Source organism: Rhizobium sp. BK399, assembly GCF_014194695.1.
Lineage (GTDB): Bacteria > Pseudomonadota > Alphaproteobacteria > Rhizobiales > Rhizobiaceae > Rhizobium.
In genome coordinates this window covers 301,287-322,051 of the sequence record NZ_JACIAH010000007.1, presented here as the reverse complement: position 1 = coordinate 322,051, position 20,765 = coordinate 301,287, and the positions used below count along the sequence as shown (strand labels likewise).

Sequence of the window (20,765 nt, the reverse complement as noted above, 5' to 3'; positions counted from 1 at the left end):
GAATATGCCGAAGTCAAGCGCGTGACATTGACAATTATATGCTGATAGCACATAACGAGATCAACTCATCGTTTGGAACGACGCTTTATGGACACTCAAATTGCTGCTGCGGCGCCGCTTGTGACGGATCATCGCCGGCGGTTCATTCTCTTCCTTTTCCTGATGGCCGCGATGTTCATGGCGACGCTCGACAATCAGATCGTCGCAACGGCTCTGCCGACGATCGTTGGCGAGTTCGGCCACCTCGAGCGGTTCAGTTGGGTCGGCTCAGCCTATCTTCTCGCCGTAAGCGCCGTGATGCCTCTCTACGGCAAGCTCGGCGATCTCTTCGGCCGCAAATATGTGATGATGGCCGCGATCATGATCTTCACCGTCGGCTCTGCCGTCTGCGGACTGGCTGTATCGATGAATACGCTGATTGCTGCCCGCGTGCTGCAGGGACTTGGCGGCGGCGGTATCATGGTGTCGATCTTTGCCGTCAACGCGGACCTGTTCGAGCCGCGGGAACGGGCGCGGTACCAGAGCTATTCCAGCCTCGTGCTGATGGCATCGGGCGCCATCGGGCCTGTCCTTGGCGGCGCAATGAGCGATCTCTTCGGCTGGCGCTCGATCTTCCTTGTCAACGTTCCGATCGGTTTCGTCGTCCTTGTCGGCCTGGCTTTGATGCTACCTTACCGGAAACCAAACCGCCGCCCGAAGATCGATTACGCTGGCGCCCTGCTGCTCGCCTTGACGACGGCAAGCATCGTTCTGGCCGCCGACGGCGCTCAGGTCTTCGGCTCGCTGTTTGCTCCGCAAAACCTGGCCATCATGACGCTCGGCGTAGCTGCGGCCATCGGTTGGATTTTCGTCGAGCGCCGCGCTGCAGAGCCGATTGTTCCCCTGTCTCTATTTCACAATTCGACGTTCAGCCTGTTGCTCATCATGTCGATCATGAGCGGCGCGATTGGAATTGGGATGGTCAATTATTTCGCGTTGTTCCTACAAACGACGACCGGTCTTTCGCCGTCGGCGGCTGGAGCGTTCTTTATTCTTCTGACCGGCGGCATCGTTTGCGGGTCACTCTCGGCAGGCCGCATCATCTCCATCACTGGTCGCTACAAGCCGTTCGCCATCGCAAGCCTGACTTGCAGCGCCATTGCGTTTGTGCTGCTGACGCGGGTTCATGTCGGAACACCGGTCCTGTTGATCGGGGCGGTGATGGCCCTCCACGGCTTCGGTGTCGGTCTTGCACAACAGGTTCCGGTCATCGGCGTCCAGAATGCTGCCCCGGCGCGCGACGTCGGCGCCGCAACAGGATCGGTGACGCTGTCGCGTATGGGCGGAGCATCGATCGCCATCTCCATCTACGGCGCGATCGTAGGCTCGCAACTCGGCAAAACGGGCGTTTCCATTCCGGGAGTAGCCGACATCGAGCAACTCACTCCAAAGATGCTGGCAGCTTTGCCGGAGCAGGCGCGTCAAGCCGTTGCCGAAGCCTATGGCAGTGCGTTCATGCCGCTTTTCATGGCATCCTGCGTAATCGCTCTGATTGGCCTTTGCGCTGCCTTGATGCTGAAACCAACACAGTTGCCTCGTGTCGTTGAGGTGCGGCCGACCGCCAACGCCGAAGCCGCGGAGTAAAACGCCGATGGCGGCCGCAAGGCCGCCCCTTGCAAGACGCCAAGCGTGGCGATACATCTCAAACGCTCTAACGGGGTGCCCCGTGCCATGAGGCGCGCGGCTGAGAGGCTCAAAGCCAACCCGCGGAACCTGATCCGGCTAACACCGGCGGAGGGATTAGACGCGTGACATCTGGCACCGCCCTTTTCCCCTTCAAGCAAACCAGAGGAGAGGTGCCATGTTCAAATTCAAGTTCACGAGCCGTTCGTTGCTTGCCACGATCTTTGTCGCGACCATCGGCTTGGCCGGCCAAGGCGCACAGGCGGCAGACAAGACGCTCACCGTCTACACCTATGAGAGCTTCACATCCGAATGGGGTCCGGGGCCGAAGGTCAAGGAAGCATTCGAGAAGACCTGCGGCTGCAGCGTCAAGTTCGTGAGCGTAGCCGATGGCGTGGCGTTGTTATCGCGTCTGAAACTTGAGGGCGCTGCGACGAAGGCGGATGTCGTGCTCGGTCTGGATACGAACCTGACCACGGAAGCGAAGGCAACCGGCCTCTTCGATGCGAGCGGTGTCGACGTCAGTGCGCTCAAGGTGCCGGGAAACTACAAGGATGAGGTATTTGTGCCTTATGATTATGGCCACTTCGCCGTCATCTACGACACGCAGACGATCAAAAATCCTCCGAAAAGCATGAAGGACCTGGTCGAAGGCGATCTTTCGCAAAAGATCGTTATTGAGGATCCGCGCACCTCGACGCCTGGGCTAGGCCTCTTGCTGTGGGTGAAGTCGGTCTACGGCGATAAGGCGCCTGAGGCCTGGGCAAAACTCAAAAAGCGGGTGCTGACGGTGACCCCCGGCTGGTCGGAAGCCTATGGGCTCTTCACCAAGGGTGAGGCGCCGATGGTGCTCTCCTACACGACCTCGCCTGCCTATCACATGGTCGCCGAAAATACCGACCGCTATCAGGCGGCTGCGTTTTCAGAGGGCCACTACATCCAGATCGAGGTGGCGGGCCTGCTGAAGAATGCGCCGGACAAGGAGCTTGCACGCGAGTTCCTGAAATTCATGGTGACGCCGGGCTTCCAAGATACGATTCCAACCAACAACTGGATGATGCCGGTTTCGGCGACGTCGCAGCCGCTGCCGGATGCGTTCGGCAAGCTTGTAAATCCATCAAAGACCTTTCTGATGAGCTCGGATGAAGTCGCTGAGAAGCGCAAGGCCTTCGTCGATGAGTGGCTGGCCGCCATGAGCATGAATTGATGCCTTTGACCGAGGCTGAGATGCGACGGGCGGTGCTGGGTGGGGCTTTTAGTCTCGCCGGCATTGCCCTTTTCGTCGGCTTTGCAGTCTTCGTCTTGCTCCTTTCGAGCGATGTTTCCTCCATTCTGACGGCGGTGCTTGAACCCTACATCCTGCAGGTCCTGCGTTTCACCTTGTTGCAGGCCTTGCTCTCGACGCTGCTCTCGATCGCTTGTGCCATTCCGGTCGCGCAGGCCCTGGCGCGTCAGCAGCATTTCCCCGGTCGCATCTGGATCATTCGACTGATGGCCGTGCCGATGGGGCTTCCTGTCCTAATCGGGGCGCTGGGGTTGATCGGCATCTGGGGGCGGCAGGGCCTTACGAACGCGCTGCTGCTCAAGCTCGGCATGGCGGAACCGATCAGCATCTACGGGCTTTCCGGGATCCTGTTGGCGCATGTCTTCTTCAACATGCCGCTGGCTTGCCGCCTGATGCTGGCGGCATTGGAGCGGGTGCCGGCGGAATACTGGCTGATGGCGAGTGGTCTCGGCATGCGGCCCGGTTCGATTTTCCGTTTCATCGAATGGCCGGTTCTGCGCTCGGTCATTCCTGGGATCGCCGGCCTGATCTTCATGCTCTGCGCCACGAGCTTCACGCTGGTGCTGACACTGGGTGGCGGGCCGGCCGCAACGACCGTCGAGGTTGCCATATATCAGTCGCTGCGTTTTGATTTTGATCCGGGCCGGGCCGTCACGCTTTCCCTGCTGCAGATCGCCCTTACATCGGTCGTCCTTGGGGCGCTGTCATGTCTTCCTGCGTCCGGGGATGAAGGGATGACTGTCGGAAAGGCGATCAGGCGCCCGGATGGTAGGCTGTTGGGAGCGCGGCTCGTGGATGGAAGCATCCTGCTGTTCGCCGCTCTGTTCCTTGGTTTACCTCTGATGTCGGTGCTTCTGGCTGGCCTTCGGTCCAATCTCATGAGGCTGCTCGGTGAACCCATTTTCTGGCAGTCGGCTGCGACCAGTCTTGCCATCTCGATCTCTGCGGCCACTATCGCCTTACTTGTCTCGATGATGCTGGTGGGTGCGCGCCGGGCGGCGCTTCTCCGGCGTTCAGGGATCTCAGGCGCAGGAGCGTTCTTTGCCGCCATGGGTGGCGCATCATCGTTGGTATTGCTCGTGCCGCCGATCGTCCTGGCGACGGGCTGGTTTCTAGCGCTGAGAAGCTTCGGTGACGCCAGCGCCGTGGCTCCGCTGCTGATTGTCGCGATCAACGCTTTGATGTCCCTGCCCTTTGTGATGCGTGTCCTCGAGCCGGCTTTCATCGTCCACAAGCGCCGAACGCAGAAACTTGCGGCGAGTCTTGGTGTCTCGGGCTGGATGCGGCTGCGCCTGATCGATATGCCGGCCCTGATTAAACCAGTGCTCACGGCATTTTCGTTTGCGATGGCGCTGTCGCTCGGCGATCTTGGCGCCGTCGCGTTGTTCGGCTCGGACAGTTTCGTCACGTTGCCTTGGCTCGTTTATAGCCGCATGGGGAGTTACCGGACGAACGATGCGGATGGTCTAGCGCTGATCCTTGGCATCCTCTGCCTGCTGCTCACAATCGCCGGCACCATGGGGCCAGCGCGACGAGAGGTGGCTTTCCATGGTTGAGCCGCGGTTCTCGGTCGAGATGCGCGACGTCGGTCTCCAATTTGGTGTGCAGGAGTTTCACTTCGATTGCCGGCTTCCTGTCGGTGCTGTGATTGCTGTGACGGGCGCGTCCGGTGCTGGCAAGTCAACCTTCCTCAATCTGCTGGCTGGCTTTGATGTGGCTGAGCGAGGGCAGATCTTGATCGCGGGGAAGGATGTGACCAGCGAGTACCCGGCCCGGCGGGCCGTCTCTCTCGTCTTTCAGGACAACAATCTGTTCGCGCATCTCGATGTCCTTACCAACATCGGCCTTGGCATCAACCCGTCGATGAAGCTCACAACTGCTGACCGCCAATCGATCACGTCTTCGCTTGAAAAGGTCGGGCTCCGCGGGTTTGAACGACGAATGCCGGGAACGCTTTCCGGCGGGGAACGGCAGCGGGTGGCCTTTGCACGTGCGCTAGTTCGCAACCGGCCGGTGCTCCTGCTGGACGAACCTTTTGCAGCGCTTGACCCCGGCTTGCGAAATGGAATGGCGGCGCTGCTGCTCGACATGCATCGCGAGACGAGCAATACCGTCGTCGTGGTGTCGCACGATCCGGACGAGGTCAAACGCATCGCAGACTTTGGTCTTTTCATCGAGAACGGCAGGATCGCGGTAGCCGCCCCAATCGATGAATTTATTGGCCGCCAGGATCATCCCGGATTGACGCAATTTCTCCGCAGTTAACGAATCTGGCGGTTGCAACGGCACTTTCGCCATAATTTGAGGCGACCGAGGAAACTCAAAAGCACGTTAGGCTTGCTAAAATACAACGGCGCCACATTTACTTAGAGTCTCGCTATGCAACCGATGCGGAAATCAGTTACAGCAAAGACTTGTGTCCCCGATTGTGCAGTGCAAGGACGGGGACGGACGCCTGTTGAATCACCATGAGACCGACCGGGTCGCGGAAGCGAACCGGTCGACAAGCAAGATGACCTGGAGAGACAGACTGGACAGTATGCCGACGTGGAAATTCCCCGCGCCTTCCAGTGATGTGCTCTCGTCGGCGTGCCGTCTGGTACGACGAGCCTCGGTCGTATGTGCGACAAGCATGGCGCTATATGGTTGCCAATCCATTCTTGAGCAATCCTATCAGCCAAGTGTTGCGCCGTCCTCTAATCCGCAGATTGTCGACGAGGTGCAGAAGAATGATCCGCGTGCCGCCATGGGTGCGCGCGAGCATCCGCGCATCGTGGCGAGCTATGGCGGCGAGTATAAGGATGCGAAGACCGAGCGTCTGGTTGCCCGTATCGCGGGGGCGCTGACCGCTGTCTCCGAGAATCCGAGCCAATCCTACCGCATCACCATCCTGAACTCCCCGGCCATCAACGCGTTTGCCCTGCCCGGGGGCTATCTCTACGTGACGCGTGGTTTGCTGGCGCTCGCCAAAGATGCATCCGAGGTTGCCGCGGTTCTCTCGCACGAGATGGGTCACGTCACGGCAAACCATGGCATCGAACGGCAGAAGCGCGAGGAGGCAGAAGTCATCGCCAGCCGCGTCGTGGCCGAGGTGTTGTCGAGCGATATTGCCGGCAAGCAGGCGCTGGCGCGCGGCAAGCTGCGATTGGCAGCTTTCTCGCGACAGCAGGAATTGCAGGCCGACGTTATCGGCGTCCGGATGCTCGGGGAAGCAGGGTACGATCCCTACGCCGCCGCGCGGTTCCTGGACTCCATGGCCGCCTACAGCCGCTTCATGTCTGTCGACCCCGAGGCGGACCAGAGCCTCGACTTCCTATCCAGCCATCCGAATTCCGCCCAGCGCATCGAACTGGCGCGCGATCATGCGCGAGCCTTCGGTCAGGAGGGCAAGGTCGGCGATACGGGCAGGGACTATTATCTCAACGGCATCGACGGCTTGCTGTACGGCGACAGCCCTGAGGAAGGCTATGTGCGCGGGCAGACCTTCCTGCACGGCGGGCTTGGCATTCGCTTCGACGTGCCGCCTGATTTCAAGATCGACAACAAGGTCGAGGCGGTCATGGCGACTGGGCCCGGCGATGTTGCGATCCGTTTTGACGGCGTGGCCGACAATCAGAACCAGAGCCTCACGAACTATATCTCGAGCGGGTGGGTTACTGGCCTCGATCCCTCCACCATTCAGCAGACCACGATCAATGGAATGGAGGCTGCCACGGCGCGGGCGAGCGCAGATCGCTGGGACTTCGACGTCACGGTGATCCGTAACAATGCTCAGATTTTCCGGTTCCTGACAGCCGTGCCGAAAGGTAGTGCCGCTCTGCAGCAGACGGCGGACGTATTGCGAGCAAGCTTCCGTCGCATGACCCCGGAAGAGACGGCATCATTGAAGCCGTTGCGCGTCAGGGTGGTCAAAGTGCGGCCGGGCGAAAACATCACGACGCTTGCTGCACGGATGATGGGTACGGATCGAAAGCTCGATCTGTTCAAGCTTATCAATGCGCTGCCGACCGGCGCCTCAGTTTCTCCCGGCGATCGCGTCAAGATTATTGCGGAATAAAAAGAGGCCCGGCTTTCACCGGGCCAAGTCCATCGCTGGGGGAGTAAGCTCGTTCAGGCCGATGCGGCCATGTAGGGGTCTGCGCTCACGAGTGCGCTGCGTAGTTTTTCCATCGCCCGGCTCTCGATCTGCCGAACACGTTCCTTGGAGATGCCGAGATCTGCGCCGAGTTCCTCGAGCGTCGCGCCATCTTCAGCAAGCCTCCGAGCGCTGATGATCTTCATCTCCCGCTCATTGAGGTGCTTCAAAGCAGAAGCGAGCCAGTTGCGCCGGCGCTCGCCGTCGATCATGTTCGATACTTGCTCATCCGGCAGAGGCTCGTCGCTAACGAGGAAGTCCATCTTCTCGGCGCTGTCGGCATCGCCGGAGACCGATGGGGCCTGCAGCGAGGCATCGTTGCTCGAAAGCCTGGCATCCATCGTTTGGACGTCGGAAAGGCTGACGCCGAGTGCTGCTGCGATTTCTTGATGAATGGATTGAAGTGTCAGCTGCGTGTCGCCTCTGGCGAGCTTGGCGCGCAGGCGGCGAAGATTGAAGAACAGGGCCTTCTGCGCCGAACTCGTACCGCCGCGAACGATCGACCAATTGCGAAGGATATAGTCCTGAATCGAGGCACGGATCCACCAGCTTGCGTAGGTAGAGAAGCGGACGTCACGCTCGGGCTCGAAGCGCGCAGCCGCCTCCAGCAGACCGACGTAACCTTCCTGCACGAGGTCGCTCATCGGCAGACCGAAGTTGCGGAACTTTCCTGCCATCGAGATAACAAGGCGCATGTGGGCCATGGCGATCTGATTGCGAGCGCCGCGGTCATCATTGTTCTTCCAGCGGATTGCGAGATCGTGTTCCTCTTCGCGAGCAAGGTAGGGAGCCGCCATGGCGATTTTAATCATGCGCCGGTCTGCAGACATGTTCTTCATATCGGTCTCCTGAATTCAGGCGTGACGCCAAAAAAGGGCAAAGAATTCTTGCTTCCGGACATCGCTGCCCAGACCAAATTCATGTCTTGAACGTATAAAGGCCCCGAACTCTGGACGTTTCCAGATGGGGCCCTAGCTTAGGGTTATGCGCCGGTAGTACAGCGGGGTGGGATCAAGTTCCTCAAGTTGCCCGCTAGGCAGAACGTGGAAAGCATGATCCGCTCCTCATCGAACGTTTACAGATATGCGAGCGTTCGAGGGTGATGTCAGTTCCCGACGCGGTCCGCAGCTACATTATTGAAACGTGCCAGCAGAGAAAAAGTTCCAAAAAAAACCCGGCACAAGGCCGGGTTTTTTTGCAGGAAAAACAGGGAGCTTATGCAGCTTCGTCCTGAGATTCGTCTTCTTCGATCGCCTTGCCGCGCTTCGGCCCCTTGTTGAGATTGGTCTCTACGAGGCGGACAGCTTCCGTTTCCGACATCTTGTTCACCGCAGCAATTTCGCGTGCCATGCGGTCAAGCGCAGCTTCGTAAAGCTGGCGTTCGGAATAGGACTGCTCCGGCTGGTTCTCGGCGCGATAAAGATCGCGGACAACTTCAGCGATGGAAATGAGGTCGCCGGAATTGATCTTTGCATCATATTCCTGCGCCCGACGGGACCACATGGTACGCTTAACGCGCGCCTTGCCCTGCACAACCTTCAATGCACGCTCGACGAAATCGGTCTCGGAGAGCTTACGCATGCCGATGCTCATGGCCTTGGCGACCGGCACTTTAAGGCGCATCTTGTCCTTCTCGAAATCGATAACGAAAAGTTCAAGCTTCATGCCTGCTACTTCTTGCTCTTCGATAGCGCTGATGGTACCGACGCCATGTGCGGGGTACACGATCGATTCACCGGTCTTGAAGCCGTGACGTGCGGAAGAAGGTTTTTTCTGCTGGGTCGTCATTCTATTCAAACACTCCCTGTTACGCTTCCGGCTGCAGCCGGAGCCGGGTCAGTCAGGCCCGGGTGAGACGGTCAGATCCGTCGGGTGACTTACTTCTGGTCCCACCGGATAAAAGCAAACATATCCATGCGCACAAGCTTGGAACCTCACGGCTCAAGGCGTTGATATGTCACGGAAACCGCGTTTTTGGATTTGTTTTGCTTTCGTGGTGGTTTGGGCATGCTTCATGCCGCAAATGGATCAGTGTCCGAAAGCTATCACAAAAATATGAGGAAATCAATAATTTACTGCGCCTGAGTCATGCGCGCAACACATGACACCCATATGACGCGGACACACTTCAGGCGTTTTTTGGCTCACTGAACCCGGTTTCAGGCCCTAGTAGCGAGAATGAAGGATCAGTCACCCGATCCGGGCTTCTCAGAGAAGTACTTCTCGAACTTGCCGGTCTCGCCGTCCATTTCCTTCGCTTCGGCCATGGCGTCCTTCTTGACCGTAATGTTCGGCCAGATGCTCGCATACTCGGCGTTGACCTTGAGCCACTTGTCGAGGCCCGGCTCCGTATCAGGCTTGATTGCCTCGGCGGGACATTCCGGTTCGCAAACGCCACAGTCTATGCATTCGTCAGGGTGAATGACGAGGAAGTTTTCACCCTCATAGAAGCAATCGACGGGGCAGACTTCCACGCAGTCGGTATATTTGCAGCGAATGCAATTGTCGGTCACGACATAGGTCATGAAGAACTCCAGGACTTCCATACAATGGGGCCGGGCAACCTGGAACGTCGCGCCTTTCCCCAACCGGAAAGGAAGCAGTGAGATGCTTGGGAGGCATTCACGCTATCCGGCAAGTTGATTGTGACGTACCGGCTTTGCCCGAGGATTTCAAGAATAAAGAAATCGCAAAACCCGGCAGTTCGGATAGAGTTTTCTAATCCTCGTCCGACATCAGCTTGTCGATTGCACGACGTTCCTTTTTGGTGGGTCGTCCCGCCCCTGTGGCCCGCATTGCCTGCTCATAAGGGGTGAGGCGTTTTGTCTCGTCGGGCGGAGGCGTCAGGTCCTCATAAAGCAGCCGAGCTTCCTCGTAAGGACCACGCCGCTCGCCGCCCGACCTGACGACAAGGACAATATCGCGCCGCTCAAGAGCCAGCTCGATCTTGTCGCCGGCTTTGACCATTTGGCTCGGCTGGAGGGCGCGCTCGCCGTTGATCCTGACATGTCCGGATTGAATGTGGCTTTGTGCCAGCGAGCGCGATTTCACCATGCGCGTGAAGAACAGCCACTTGTCGATGCGTTGCCGCGAACCGCCTCCTGGCTGTGTCTCCCCGCCCATGCGCTTACTTCTTCATCTGCTCCTTCAAGGCAGCGAGCTTTGCGAAGGGAGAATCCGGATCGATCGGCTTTTCCTTGCGTGGGGGCTTTGCCTCGAAGCGCAACGGCTGCGGGCCGCCGCGGTTGTTGTTGCGGTCCTTGCGATCGCCGCGGTCCTGACGGTCGCCGCGCTGTTCGTTACGATCGCCCCGTCCCTGTTGCGGCTTACCGCCATCCTTGCCGCGATGCTGGCGGTTGCCATCACGGCCCTCGCCACCTTCACCACCTTGGCGACGCTGGCCATTTCCGCGATCTTGGCCGCGATTGTTGCCGCCGCGGCGTTCGCCACCCGGGCTGCGGGCCTGACGCTGATTGTCCGTACGGCCACCGAGGCGCCAAAGAAGAACCGGCTTCGGTTCCTCTGCTTCTTCCGACGTTGCGGCAACCGGCTGTTCTTCAGCCGCGACCTCAACGGTGGGAGCCTCCGAGGCAGGCTCCTCCGACGCGCTGTCGGCATCGTCGTGATCGGCCTTCTCCGCGCTCTCTTCGGTTGCGGTCTCGGCCGTCGGCGCTGTCGAGGCGTCCTGAACCGACAGATGAGCTGCTGCCTCCTCTGCCTTTACGGCATCGGCGCGATAGCCGAGCCCCTTCAGGATCTCTTCCATGTCCTCGAGCGTTGCACCGAGGATCGAAAGCATGGCGGTCGTTGTCGTGAAGCGACGGCCGTCATATGCACCTTCAGGACGGTTGGCCTGGCCAGGCTTCCACTGAAGCAACGGGCGGATGATATCCGCAAGGCGCTCCAGGATGTCAATGCGAACTGCGCGTTTGCCAAGGAATCGGAAGCCGGCCAGCTTGTAGAAGGTGCGCTCGAAAGCTGGATCTGTCACCACCGACGTGCGGCCTGCAGCCAGAACGGGAATGAGATCGCCGTAGCCCGGCTTGTCGAGACCGTCGTTCTTTAGCGCCCAGAGAAGCGTGATGAGCTCGGCTGGAGCAGGCTTCAGAAGGGCAGGGACGAAGATGTGATAGGCGCCGAACCGGACGCCATAGCGGCGCATCGAGGCGCGCGCATCCTGATCCAGTGACTTCACCTCTTCGGTCACGTCGCGTCGGAACAGGACGCCGAGATTCTCGACGAGCTGGAACGCCAGACCCTTTGCCAGGCCCTGCAGGTCTTCGGCACGCGACAGATCGTCGAGCGGCTTCAGAACCGTGCTGATGTGATGATTGACGAAGCGCTCGATACGGGCTGCCACGTGGTCGCGGGCATTGCCGGTCAGCTGCTCGTCGGCGAGCAGGATGACGCGCGGGCGCATCACATGATCACTGCCCGCAAGGCGCGCTACCGGATCGCCCAACCAACGGATCGCGCCGTCGGAGCTGATCGCGAGATCGCCGTTGCCGGCCGCATGGAGGCGCGCAGCACGTGCCTCGAATTCCAAAGCGAGCGCCTTTTGCGAAGCAGACTGAACAGCCTTGGCGTCCGGCCCTTCCGCTCCCGAAATGGGCGTGAACCGGAATCCCGACAACTGCCCTACATGATGTCCTTCAACGAAGACATCGCCATTTACACTGATTTCAGCTTCCAGCATCGCATTCTCTCTCAGGCGCTTCATGAGCACAGATGTCCTGCGATCAACAAAGCGTTTCGTCAACCTTTCATGTAACGCATCGGACAATCGATCTTCGATTTCCCGCGTCTTTTCCTGCCAGTGTGTCGGATCGGCAAGCCAATTGGGCCGATTCGACACATAGGTCCAAGTCCTTATCTGCGCGATTCGCGCCGAAAGCGTGTCAATCTCGCCGTCTGTTCGGTCCGCGCGATGGACCTGCTCGGCGAGGAAGTCCTCGTTTACCGTGCCATAGCGAACGAGATCGGAAAAGAGGGTCGAGATCAGATCGGCATGTTGCGCCGGCGCAATGCGCCGGTAGTCCGGAAGCGCGCAGGCCTCCCACAGCTTCTCGACGCGCGATGGATTGGTCGCAAGGTCGATGATTTCAGGATAGCGCGACAGGTGTTCCAGCGCCTGCTGGTCGACCGCAGGCAAGGCGCGCGTCAGGCCGGGAACAGTGGGTCCGGTCTCAAGGCTTGTGCGTAGCGCGTGAATGGAAGCGAAATCGAGGTTCTTCGTGCGCCATTGCAGCACTTTCACATTGTCGAACTCATGGCCTTCGATGCGTTCGACCAGCTCCTCGTCAAAGGGATCGACCTGGCCTGTGACGCCAAACGTCCCGTCGCGAACGTGCCTGCCGGCACGGCCTGCAATCTGCCCGAGTTCGGCGGGGTTCAGGTTGCGGAACTGATAGCCGTCGAATTTGCGATCTTGAGCAAAGGCGACGTGGTCGACGTCGAGATTGAGCCCCATGCCGATCGCATCGGTCGCGACCAGATACTCGACGTCTCCAGCCTGATAAAGCGCTACCTGCGCATTGCGCGTGCGCGGGCTAAGGGCGCCAAGTACGACGGCTGCTCCGCCGCGCTGTCTGCGGATCAATTCGGCGATCGCGTAGACTTCATCCGCCGAGAAGGCGACGATTGCCGAGCGCTGCGGCAGGCGCGTGATCTTCTTCTGTCCAGCGTAGAAAAGGTGGGAAAGCCTGGGTCGCTCAACCACCGTGATCCCAGGGAGAAGTTGCTGCAAGATCGGTCGCATCGTACCGGCGCCAAGCAGCAGCGTTTCGTCGCGACCGCGCAAATGCAGAATACGATCCGTGAAGATATGCCCCCGCTCCAGATCGCCAGCGAGCTGAACTTCATCAATGGCGACGAACGCTGCCTTGGTCTCGCGTGGCATTGCCTCGACCGTGCAGACCGAAAAGCGGGCATTGGGAGGCGATATCTTCTCCTCGCCCGTTACCAGTGCAACATTCTGCACTCCGACCTTTTCGGCGACGCGCGTGTAAACCTCACGCGCCAGCAGTCGCAGCGGCAGGCCGATCACGCCGGTGCCATGTGCAACCATGCGCTCAATGGCATAATGCGTTTTGCCGGTATTGGTTGGCCCGAGCACCGCGGTTACCCCGCGTCCACTCAGTATCATCGGCTGCGATGTCAGTGTCATGGTCCTGCAGATGAGGCCGGGGAGCCCCAGATCAAGTCAGCTCCTCTCCGAAGCAGACAACACATGGACAGCCGTTGTCGCAAAGGCAAGGGCTGATTTGAATTTCCTCCGCAGTTTCTGTTGCGCGAATAGCTTGCAGATTGCTCGTTTTCCGATTCGGAACAGCTTGAGAACGAATCGGAGACGAATCGCTGACTCCGGCTGATTCAGTGTTTGTTCACGGCTAAGTATTGATTTTGAATCGCTTTTTCCCACAAGATGCTGAATCGGAAAATTCACGTCATGCGTGCAGCGCGATTTGCATCCATTCTGTCAACTGCCTTTGTCGAAAATCTTAAGGCGAATTTCGGCCGGAGCCTTTTCGCGATGTTACTTGCATTCCATGGAGCGGCAGAAAACGATGTGGTTCGTATGATTTTGCCGCCAAAGCTAAACATTTGATACACGCGGAACAAAAATCGGTGATGCGTGTTTCTGGTCCATTCCCTGGTGTAATGACGTCGAGGACTTGAACCATGCTTGGAACCATACTTCTCATTATCCTTATTCTGCTTTTGATCGGAGCTCTACCAAATTGGGGTTACAGCCGCGGCTGGGGCTATGGACCTTCCGGAGGTTTAGGGCTAGTTCTCGTGATTATTATTATTCTTGTGTTGCTCGGTCGTATCTAAGCGACGGAAAAATCTGGGAGATATGTCATGATGAAAAAGATTGTGCTTATTGGTGCACTGGTTGGCGCGCTTGCGTCCTGTACGGCGACGGAACAGGGAACCGCGATTGGTGCAGGCAGCGGCGCCATTATTGGCGGTGCTGTAAGCCACAGCTGGGGTGGGGCAGCAATTGGTGCCGTAGCCGGCGGTCTTGCTGGCGCATTGATCGGCCAGTCCGTTGAGCGTCGCGGTTACTGCGTCTACAGAGACCGGTATGGCCGTCGCTACGAGGCCCGTTGCCCGCGCTACTAGGCCGGGCTGCCCTGCTGGGCATGATTTGAAAGTTCAAGGCGCCGGCTAGACCGGCGCTTTTTTATTTGGCGAAAGCCGTAAGAAAGAAAAAGGCCGCGCTGCAAACGCGACCTCTGATTCACGGCTGTCGATCGATCAATTCTTGGCGCGTTCGACGTAGGAATTGTCTTCCGTTGCAATAACGACGCGCGTGCCGGCGTCAATATGCGGAGGTACCAAGGTGCGGATGCCATTCGAAAGCATGGCCGGTTTGTAGGAAGACGACGCCGTCTGGCCCTTCACAACCGGTTCGGTTTCGGTGATTTCGAGAATGACGTGGCGCGGCAGCTCGAGGGCTAGCGGAACACCTTCATGGATCGACAGGATGCAGGTCATGCCTTCCTGCAGGTAGGCCTTCTGATCGCCCATCGTTTCATCGTTCACGACCACCTGGTCATAGGTCGCCGGGTTCATGAAGTGGAACCCCTCGCCGTCCTCGTAAAGATACTGGAAGTTCACGTCTTCGACGAAGGCGCGCTCGACCTGTTCGGTCGTACGCCAGCGTTCGGAAACCTTTACGCCGTCGACGATACGACGCATGTCAACCTGGGTGACCGGCGTGCCCTTGCCCGGATGAAAGTTCTGGGCAGTCAGAACGACGTAGAGTTTGCCATCTACGTCGAGAACGTTGCCCTTGCGGACGGAAGAGGCGATGACCTTGACCATTAAGACTTCCTTGTAACTCGGCTTTTGGCGTCGTAGAGGACTGTCGATACGGCCTCCGAGACGCAACTGATTGTTCTTTGGGGGCGCAACTAACCTAAAATCCGGCAAATAGCCAGCCCCAGCGTTGGATAGACCGGTCAGGACGATGTCAATGAAACCCTCGATCGCCAAAGTATCGCCGTGGTGGACGCCGAGCGTGCATGCGGACCGCCGCCCGTTTCTGCTCGGGCGGAATGCGATCCAGACGGCCCTACGCGGCTACTTCCTAAGCGAGGACTTTCTGGAGGTCGACACTGCCACGCTGCAAGTGTCGCCAGGCAACGAGGCGCATCTGCACGCCTTTGCCACCAAAGCGCTGACGACTGACGGCCAGACAGCAGCGCCGCTATATCTGCACACTTCGCCTGAATTTGCCTGCAAGAAACTGCTTTCGGCCGGAGAACAGCGCATCGCCTGCTTCGCTCACGTTTATCGCAACCGCGAGCGCGGTCCGTTGCATCATCCGGAATTCACCATGCTTGAATGGTATCGCGTGGGCGAAAGCTATGAGAGTCTGATGATGGATTGCGTTCGCATTCTGGCCCTTGCTGCAGAAACCATGAAGACGACGCGGCTCACCTATCGCGGGAGCGAGTGCGATCCGTTCGCGGGGCCGAACCGGCTAAGCGTTGCCGCAGCCTTCGACCGCTACGCTGGCATAGATCTGCTGGCGTCCGTTTCGACCGACGGCGCCACGGATCGGGCGCATCTCGCGGACCAGGTAAAGCGGACCGGCATGCGCGTTGCCGAAGATGACGGCTGGGCGGATTTGTTCAGCCGCGTGCTGGTCGAAAAGGTGGAACCGCATCTAGGCTTTGGCCGCGTCACGATTCTGGACGGGTATCCAGTATCGGAAGCTGCGCTGGCGCGTCCTTCCGCGAGCGATCCCCGGGTTGCCGAACGTTTCGAGGTCTACGCCTGCGGCGTTGAGCTCGCGAACGGTTTTGGGGAGCTCACCAATGCGGCAGAACAGCGCCGCCGCTTCGAGACCGAGATGGCCGAGAAAGCTCGCATCTACGGCGAACGCTATCCGCTCGACGAGGATTTCTTGGAGGCCCTCGCCAAAATGCCGGAGGCAAGTGGCATCGCGCTCGGCTTCGATCGGCTGGTGATGCTGGCAACCGGGGCGTCACGGATCGATCAGGTGCTATGGGCGCCGGTCGCGGAGTACGGCACATGAACAGCATCACAGCCATCAAGACCGTCGAGGGTCTCGAACGCGCCGGGTTGCTCGGCGAAAGAGACCGCGACGCTTTGGCGGATGTCGCCGCACGGTACGCCATTGCATTGACGCCGACGGTCGTGGGTCTGGTTGATCCTGCGAATGACGCCGACCCGATTGCCCGGCAGTTCGTTCCTGACGCGGCCGAGCTGATCGTTGCGCCTGAAGAGCGTGCGGATCCGATCGGCGACGAGGCCCATAGTCCCGTACAAGGCATCGTTCATCGCTATCCGGATCGCGTGCTGTTGAAAGCCGTGCATGTGTGCCCGGTCTACTGCCGGTTCTGTTTTCGACGCGAAATGGTTGGTCCACAAGGCTTGGGGACATTGGACTCCGAGGCAATGTCGGCAGCTTTTGCCTATATTCGCGACCACCACGAAATCTGGGAAGTGATCCTGACGGGCGGCGATCCGTTAATCCTCTCCCCGCGACGGCTCGAAGAGATCCTTCGCGAACTGGCATTGATCGATCACGTGAAGATCGTGCGGTTCCACACGCGCGTTCCTGTTGTCGATCCATCAAAGATCGATGCGGCCCTGATTGCGGCGCTGAGGGCGAGTGGCAAGAGCGTTTATGTGGCTTTGCATGCCAATCATCCGCGCGAACTGACAGACGAGGCAAGAGCGGCATGTGCGCGCCTAATTGATGCCGGGGTGGTCATGGTCAGCCAGTCGGTGCTGCTCAAGGGCGTCAATGACGATCCGGCCGTGCTCACGGAACTGATGAAGGCTTTCGTCGAGACGCGCGTAAAGCCCTATTATCTGCACCATCCTGATCTGGCTCCCGGGACGAGCCATTTTCGGCTCACGATCGAAGAGGGACAGAGGATCGTCGCGGCTCTGCGCGGTCGGATTTCTGGTCTCTGCCAGCCCACCTATATACTCGACATACCTGGTGGCCATGGCAAAGCCGTGATCGCTGAACAGTCGATCAGAGCGATGGGCGAGGGCTGCTATTCGGTTTCGGATTATCGCGGGACCGAGCACCTGTACCCGCCGCTCGTCTAGTAAAAAACGCGAGAGAAGTATTGTTCCTGAACAATGTGTCAGAAGACCCCTTTCGTGGCGTGTTGATTGCAATCGCGGCAAGGGTTTGAAATCTCAACTAAGTTCCGCTTCCTGTCGTCGTCTCTTCTAAGAATTTAGCTGAAGTGATCAGTTCGCTTTAACTACGTCATTTAGCAGAATTTTGTCTTTTCCGGACTACGCCTATCCCGAGAACAAGGCCGTTTCGCCACTCGAGATATGATCATCTTGGAGAAGTCATAATGAATACTACGATCCGTGATCTCCTGGTCAAATTCGGAAAGCTTCCCGTTTCTGTTGACCAAGTTGCCGACGATGACGACCTCTATGCCGTCGGTTTGACTTCCTTCGCTTCCGTCCAGCTCATGCTTGGTATCGAAGAGGCCTTCGATATCGAGTTTCCTGACAATCTTTTGAATCGCAAGTCATTCGCCAGCATTGCAGCAATCGCGAGGACTGTCGACCAGATCAAAGATAGCCGGAAGGTCGCCTAAATGAACTTTCCGGTCAAAATCGCGCAAGAGGATCTTGCCGCCAGGGTCGCCCGCGTGGCAGCGATCGCGGCAAAGCATGCAGACTCCGTCGATTTTGATGGGAGGTTCCCGCACGAGGCCGTGGAGGCCATGAGAGCCGAGCGGCTGTTTGGAATTCAGATCCCGCGTCACCTCGGCGGTGAAGGCGCGACGATCGCTCAGATCGCTGAATTATGCTCGACGCTTGGACAGGGTTGTGCCGCCGCCGCCATGGTCTTCGCGATGCATCACATCAAACTCTGCAGCCTCGTCGAGCATGGCGGCGAGAGCGAATGGCATCGGGCCTTCATGCAACGCGTGGCTGGCGAGCAATTGTTGATCGCGTCTGCGACGACCGAAGGCGGCATCGGCGGCAATCTCCGAAATAGCATCTGCGCGATCGAGGTCGAGGGCGATACCTGCCGTCTGGAGAAGGACGCGAGCGTCATATCCTACGGTTCCCACGCCGATGCAATCATGATTACCTCGCGGGCCCATGCAAATGCGGCTTCTTCCGATCAGGTCCTGACCGTTTTCCTCGAGGAGCAGTACGCGCTGGAAAAGACCCATGCCTGGAACACCCTCGGCATGCGCGGCACTTGTTCGGATGGCTTCCTCTTCAAAGGTGAGGCGCCTGCCGAACAAATCCTGCCGAAGCCCTTTGCCGAGATTGCTGCTCAATCGATGCTGGCATCGTCGCACCTCCTGTGGAGCAGCGTGTGGTATGGCATCGCCGTCGACGCGGTGGGCCGGGCGCAGTCGTTCGTGCGCGCCGCTGCACGCAAGTCGCCGGGAACACCGCCGCCCGGAGCCCTGCGGCTGGCCGAGGTCTCCAACCTGCTTCAGATGGTTCGCTCAAATGTCGTCGCCGGTCTCAAGGCTTACGAAGGAGCCAAGGATGACGCGGACAAGCTTTCCTCCATCGGCTTTGCCGTCACGATGAACAACGTGAAGATCGCATCGTCGGAAACGATCCTCGAGATCGTCAATCATGTGATGCTGATCTGCGGGATCATGGGCTACAAGAACGGCACGCCGTTCAGCGTCGGACGCCACCTGCGCGACGCCCACTCCGCACAACTCATGATCTCGAACGACCGCATCCTCGGCAACACGTCGAGCATGCTTCTTGTTCACAAGCAGGACACTAGCTTACTGGGGTGACGACATGGACGTGCAGACAACGTTTTTGGACAGGCTATTTGAATCGGGCCTTTTGATTGATACCGGCGTTGACGGGCTCTATGGCCGCAGCGGACAATTCGAAGATGTGATTGCCGCCTTCGAGCGCTTGATCGACAAATTCGGCGGCGCCGACGGCGCCGAGGCAATGCGTTTCCCGCCGGGCATGAACCGCGCCTTCTTCGAGAAAAGCGGTTACATGAAGAGCTTCCCGCAGCTCGCCGGCACTGTCCATAGTTTCTGCGGCAACGAACTCGACCACATCAGCCTGCTTCAATGCATGGAAGTGGGCGACGACTGGACGAAGGATCAGCAGGCAACTGATATCGTACTGACGCCTGCGGCCTGCTACCCGCTCTATCCGACTGTTGCTCGTCGCGGCAAACTGCCGATGAGTGGCGGTCTTTTCGATCTGCAATCCTACTGCTTCCGGCATGAGCCATCACAGGATCCGGCGCGCCAGCAGCTTTTCCGCATGCGCGAATACATCTGTATGGGCACGGAGCAGCACGTCACGGATTTCCGGCAGCGCTGGATGGACCGCGGCGTCGAGATGATGAAGGCGGTGGGCCTGGATGTGACGATCGATGTCGCGAACGATCCCTTCTTCGGCCGCGCCGGCAAGATGCTGGCCAACAACCAACGCGACCAGAACCTGAAGTTCGAGCTGCTCATTCCGATCACCTCGGTTGCCAAGCCGACGGCCTGCATGAGCTTCAACTACCATCAGGACGCGTTCGGCACGAAATGGGACCTCTATCTTGAAGACGGCAGTGTTGCCCATACCGCCTGTGTCGGCTTCGGACTTGAGCGTATTGCGCTCGCGCTCTTCCATCACCACGGACTGGAGCTCAAGCACTGGCCTTCCAAGGTGCGGCAAGCGCTGTGGGGCTGAGTGGTTTGATGACAGCCGTCTTCCCGCGGGCGCGCCCGGACGGCTATCAGTCGCATCCGCTGCACTCCAGCGAGCGCATGTGGCCGGAAACCAATTGCTACGTCGACCTTTGGATCGAAGTGTTGAACGCCGCGGGTGCTGCGCCGGAGGCGATGCTTGGCTTCACGCTGACGCAGGATTTCGAGGGCGACCAGTTCACCTTCTTCAAGGTGCCTCTCGAGGATCTCGAGTCACTCTACGACATCCGGGTTACCGAACTCGCTATCTTCGATCGGGTCGAACGGCACGTCGAAACCCAGATTGCGCGAGGTCGCCTCTGCCTGATCGAGATGGACTCGTTTTATATGCCCGATACCCAGGGCACGGCCTACCGAACCGAGCATGGCAAGACCACGGTGGCAATCAACAGGCTCGACTTCACCGGCAAGCGCATCGAGTATTTTCACAACGGCGGCTATTTCCAGCTTGTGGGAGAGGATTTCGACGGGCTGTTCCAGCTGCATTTGTCCGCAGATGATCCGCCGTTCCTCCCCTACACGGAGTTTGCAAAAATTCCCGTTCGCATGCCTGATGCGATGCAGGTCAGCACTATGGCACGCGAGCTTCTCGGACTTCACTTCGGCCGCAGACCGACCACCAATCCGATCCGCGCCTTCGCTGAAGTGTTTCCGCAGCAGGTGGAAGCCGTGGCAGAGCGTCCCTTCGGTTTCTTTCACAAATACGCGTTCAATACGTTGCGTCAGTTCGGCGCCAATTTCGAGCTTGCCGGCGATCACCTAGCTTGGGTCTCGGCCAGCGAATTTTCCTCCGCCATTGACGACGCGCGTCGAATTTCCGAAGTCGCAAAGTCGGTGCAGTTCCAGCTCGCCCGGGCAGTGACCCGGAAGAAGTACGATCCGCTGCGCACGGCGCTTGATCCGGCAGCCGATGCATGGGATTCCATGATGGCTTCTCTCAAGGAGCGCTTGTGAAGCC

At 58.8% G+C, this 20,765-nt stretch carries 19 protein-coding genes and 1 riboswitch; of the genes, 13 read left to right on the top strand and 6 right to left on the bottom strand.

All coding sequences use genetic code 11. The features are described from left to right. The first annotated feature begins 87 nt into the window (after positions 1-87). From FHT97_RS17510 to FHT97_RS17490, 5 genes are all read left to right on the top strand, one after another. A complete protein-coding gene (locus FHT97_RS17510; RefSeq protein ID WP_183863798.1) occupies positions 88-1,623 on the top strand; it encodes an MDR family MFS transporter in 1,536 nt (511 codons plus the stop codon). Between the two features lie 61 nt (positions 1,624-1,684). Next, a riboswitch (TPP riboswitch) is annotated at positions 1,685-1,796 on the top strand. 44 nt (positions 1,797-1,840) lie between these two features. After that, the gene (gene thiB, locus FHT97_RS17505; protein WP_183863797.1) at positions 1,841-2,869 is read left to right on the top strand and encodes a thiamine ABC transporter substrate binding subunit; all 1,029 of its coding nucleotides are present in this window, start codon (positions 1,841-1,843) and stop codon (positions 2,867-2,869) included. Then, entirely contained in the window at positions 2,869-4,503 is a 1,635-nt protein-coding gene (gene thiP, locus FHT97_RS17500; RefSeq protein WP_183863796.1) for a thiamine/thiamine pyrophosphate ABC transporter permease ThiP, read from the top strand. Before thiB ends, thiP begins: the two co-directional genes overlap by 1 nt. Continuing rightward, entirely contained in the window at positions 4,496-5,212 is a 717-nt protein-coding gene (locus FHT97_RS17495) for an ATP-binding cassette domain-containing protein (RefSeq protein ID WP_183863795.1), read from the top strand. Before thiP ends, FHT97_RS17495 begins: the two co-directional genes overlap by 8 nt. 247 nt (positions 5,213-5,459) lie before the next feature. Further along, complete coding sequence (locus tag FHT97_RS17490) at positions 5,460-7,004, top strand: M48 family metalloprotease (protein WP_183863794.1); 1,545 nt, start codon at positions 5,460-5,462, stop codon at positions 7,002-7,004. A gap of 53 nt (positions 7,005-7,057) precedes the next feature. Here FHT97_RS17490 and FHT97_RS17485 read toward each other — a convergent pair whose 3' ends face one another. The 5 genes from FHT97_RS17485 to FHT97_RS17465 all read right to left on the bottom strand — a co-directional run bounded on the left by FHT97_RS17485 (position 7,058) and on the right by FHT97_RS17465 (position 13,248). Continuing rightward, a complete protein-coding gene (locus FHT97_RS17485; RefSeq protein WP_007528357.1) occupies positions 7,058-7,921 on the bottom strand; it encodes an RNA polymerase factor sigma-32 in 864 nt (287 codons plus the stop codon). A 376-nt stretch (positions 7,922-8,297) separates the two neighbouring features. Next, complete coding sequence (locus FHT97_RS17480; RefSeq protein WP_007528356.1) at positions 8,298-8,870, bottom strand: CarD family transcriptional regulator; 573 nt, start codon at positions 8,868-8,870, stop codon at positions 8,298-8,300. 398 nt (positions 8,871-9,268) lie between these two features. Continuing rightward, complete coding sequence (gene fdxA, locus FHT97_RS17475) at positions 9,269-9,607, bottom strand: ferredoxin FdxA (protein WP_183863793.1); 339 nt, start codon at positions 9,605-9,607, stop codon at positions 9,269-9,271. Positions 9,608-9,800: 193 nt separating this feature from the next. Further along, positions 9,801-10,205, bottom strand: a complete 405-nt coding sequence (locus tag FHT97_RS17470; protein ID WP_183863792.1) for an RNA-binding S4 domain-containing protein — start codon at positions 10,203-10,205, stop codon at positions 9,801-9,803. A 4-nt stretch (positions 10,206-10,209) separates the two neighbouring features. Then, positions 10,210-13,248, bottom strand: a complete 3,039-nt coding sequence (locus tag FHT97_RS17465; RefSeq protein ID WP_183863791.1) for a helicase-related protein — start codon at positions 13,246-13,248, stop codon at positions 10,210-10,212. A gap of 515 nt (positions 13,249-13,763) precedes the next feature. On the opposite strand from FHT97_RS17465, the gene FHT97_RS17460 reads away from it, so the two are divergent. After that, complete coding sequence (locus FHT97_RS17460) at positions 13,764-13,919, top strand: DUF3309 family protein (protein ID WP_007794620.1); 156 nt, start codon at positions 13,764-13,766, stop codon at positions 13,917-13,919. Positions 13,920-13,946: 27 nt separating this feature from the next. Continuing rightward, on the top strand, positions 13,947-14,210 hold the full coding sequence (locus FHT97_RS17455) for a YMGG-like glycine zipper-containing protein (protein WP_018855881.1): 264 nt from the start codon (positions 13,947-13,949) through the stop codon (positions 14,208-14,210). Between the two features lie 135 nt (positions 14,211-14,345). Here the strand turns inward: FHT97_RS17455 and efp are convergent, their stop codons facing one another. Continuing rightward, the gene (gene efp / locus FHT97_RS17450; RefSeq protein WP_016556716.1) at positions 14,346-14,915 is read right to left on the bottom strand and encodes an elongation factor P; all 570 of its coding nucleotides are present in this window, start codon (positions 14,913-14,915) and stop codon (positions 14,346-14,348) included. 151 nt (positions 14,916-15,066) lie between these two features. On the opposite strand from efp, the gene epmA reads away from it, so the two are divergent. The 6 genes from epmA to FHT97_RS17420 all read left to right on the top strand — a co-directional run bounded on the left by epmA (position 15,067) and on the right by FHT97_RS17420 (position 20,761). After that, on the top strand, positions 15,067-16,134 hold the full coding sequence (gene epmA / locus FHT97_RS17445; protein WP_183863790.1) for an EF-P lysine aminoacylase EpmA: 1,068 nt from the start codon (positions 15,067-15,069) through the stop codon (positions 16,132-16,134). Next, positions 16,131-17,183: a lysine-2,3-aminomutase-like protein gene (locus FHT97_RS17440; protein WP_183863789.1), complete on the top strand. Its 1,053-nt coding sequence runs from the start codon at positions 16,131-16,133 to the stop codon at positions 17,181-17,183. The genes epmA and FHT97_RS17440 overlap by 4 nt, the downstream gene beginning before the upstream one ends. Positions 17,184-17,443: 260 nt before the next feature. Then, positions 17,444-17,695: an acyl carrier protein gene (locus FHT97_RS17435; protein WP_183863788.1), complete on the top strand. Its 252-nt coding sequence runs from the start codon at positions 17,444-17,446 to the stop codon at positions 17,693-17,695. After that, complete coding sequence (locus FHT97_RS17430; protein ID WP_183863787.1) at positions 17,696-18,877, top strand: acyl-CoA dehydrogenase family protein; 1,182 nt, start codon at positions 17,696-17,698, stop codon at positions 18,875-18,877. It abuts the gene before it with no gap. Between the two features lie 4 nt (positions 18,878-18,881). Then, positions 18,882-19,790, top strand: coding sequence for an amino acid--[acyl-carrier-protein] ligase (locus FHT97_RS17425; RefSeq protein WP_183863786.1), 909 nt, complete (start codon positions 18,882-18,884; stop codon positions 19,788-19,790). An 8-nt stretch (positions 19,791-19,798) separates the two neighbouring features. Then, entirely contained in the window at positions 19,799-20,761 is a 963-nt protein-coding gene (locus FHT97_RS17420; protein ID WP_183863785.1) for a DUF1839 family protein, read from the top strand. Positions 20,762-20,765 lie beyond the last annotated feature (4 nt).

Excerpts from the sequence above, each read along its gene's own strand:
- FHT97_RS17510 (WP_183863798.1), top strand. The coding sequence starts at position 88 with ATGGACACTCAAATTGCTGCTGCGGCGCCGCTTGTGACGGATCATCGC.
- thiB (WP_183863797.1), top strand. The coding sequence starts at position 1,841 with ATGTTCAAATTCAAGTTCACGAGCCGTTCGTTGCTTGCCACGATCTTT.
- thiP (WP_183863796.1), top strand. The coding sequence starts at position 2,869 with ATGCCTTTGACCGAGGCTGAGATGCGACGGGCGGTGCTGGGTGGGGCT.
- FHT97_RS17495 (WP_183863795.1), top strand. The coding sequence starts at position 4,496 with ATGGTTGAGCCGCGGTTCTCGGTCGAGATGCGCGACGTCGGTCTCCAA.
- FHT97_RS17490 (WP_183863794.1), top strand. The coding sequence starts at position 5,460 with ATGACCTGGAGAGACAGACTGGACAGTATGCCGACGTGGAAATTCCCC.
- FHT97_RS17485 (WP_007528357.1), bottom strand. The coding sequence starts at position 7,921 with ATGAAGAACATGTCTGCAGACCGGCGCATGATTAAAATCGCCATGGCG.
- FHT97_RS17480 (WP_007528356.1), bottom strand. The coding sequence starts at position 8,870 with ATGACGACCCAGCAGAAAAAACCTTCTTCCGCACGTCACGGCTTCAAG.
- fdxA (WP_183863793.1), bottom strand. The coding sequence starts at position 9,607 with ATGACCTATGTCGTGACCGACAATTGCATTCGCTGCAAATATACCGAC.
- FHT97_RS17470 (WP_183863792.1), bottom strand. The coding sequence starts at position 10,205 with ATGGGCGGGGAGACACAGCCAGGAGGCGGTTCGCGGCAACGCATCGAC.
- FHT97_RS17465 (WP_183863791.1), bottom strand. The coding sequence starts at position 13,248 with ATGACACTGACATCGCAGCCGATGATACTGAGTGGACGCGGGGTAACC.
- FHT97_RS17460 (WP_007794620.1), top strand. The coding sequence starts at position 13,764 with ATGCTTGGAACCATACTTCTCATTATCCTTATTCTGCTTTTGATCGGA.
- FHT97_RS17455 (WP_018855881.1), top strand. The coding sequence starts at position 13,947 with ATGATGAAAAAGATTGTGCTTATTGGTGCACTGGTTGGCGCGCTTGCG.
- efp (WP_016556716.1), bottom strand. The coding sequence starts at position 14,915 with ATGGTCAAGGTCATCGCCTCTTCCGTCCGCAAGGGCAACGTTCTCGAC.
- epmA (WP_183863790.1), top strand. The coding sequence starts at position 15,067 with ATGAAACCCTCGATCGCCAAAGTATCGCCGTGGTGGACGCCGAGCGTG.
- FHT97_RS17440 (WP_183863789.1), top strand. The coding sequence starts at position 16,131 with ATGAACAGCATCACAGCCATCAAGACCGTCGAGGGTCTCGAACGCGCC.
- FHT97_RS17435 (WP_183863788.1), top strand. The coding sequence starts at position 17,444 with ATGAATACTACGATCCGTGATCTCCTGGTCAAATTCGGAAAGCTTCCC.
- FHT97_RS17430 (WP_183863787.1), top strand. The coding sequence starts at position 17,696 with ATGAACTTTCCGGTCAAAATCGCGCAAGAGGATCTTGCCGCCAGGGTC.
- FHT97_RS17425 (WP_183863786.1), top strand. The coding sequence starts at position 18,882 with ATGGACGTGCAGACAACGTTTTTGGACAGGCTATTTGAATCGGGCCTT.
- FHT97_RS17420 (WP_183863785.1), top strand. The coding sequence starts at position 19,799 with ATGACAGCCGTCTTCCCGCGGGCGCGCCCGGACGGCTATCAGTCGCAT.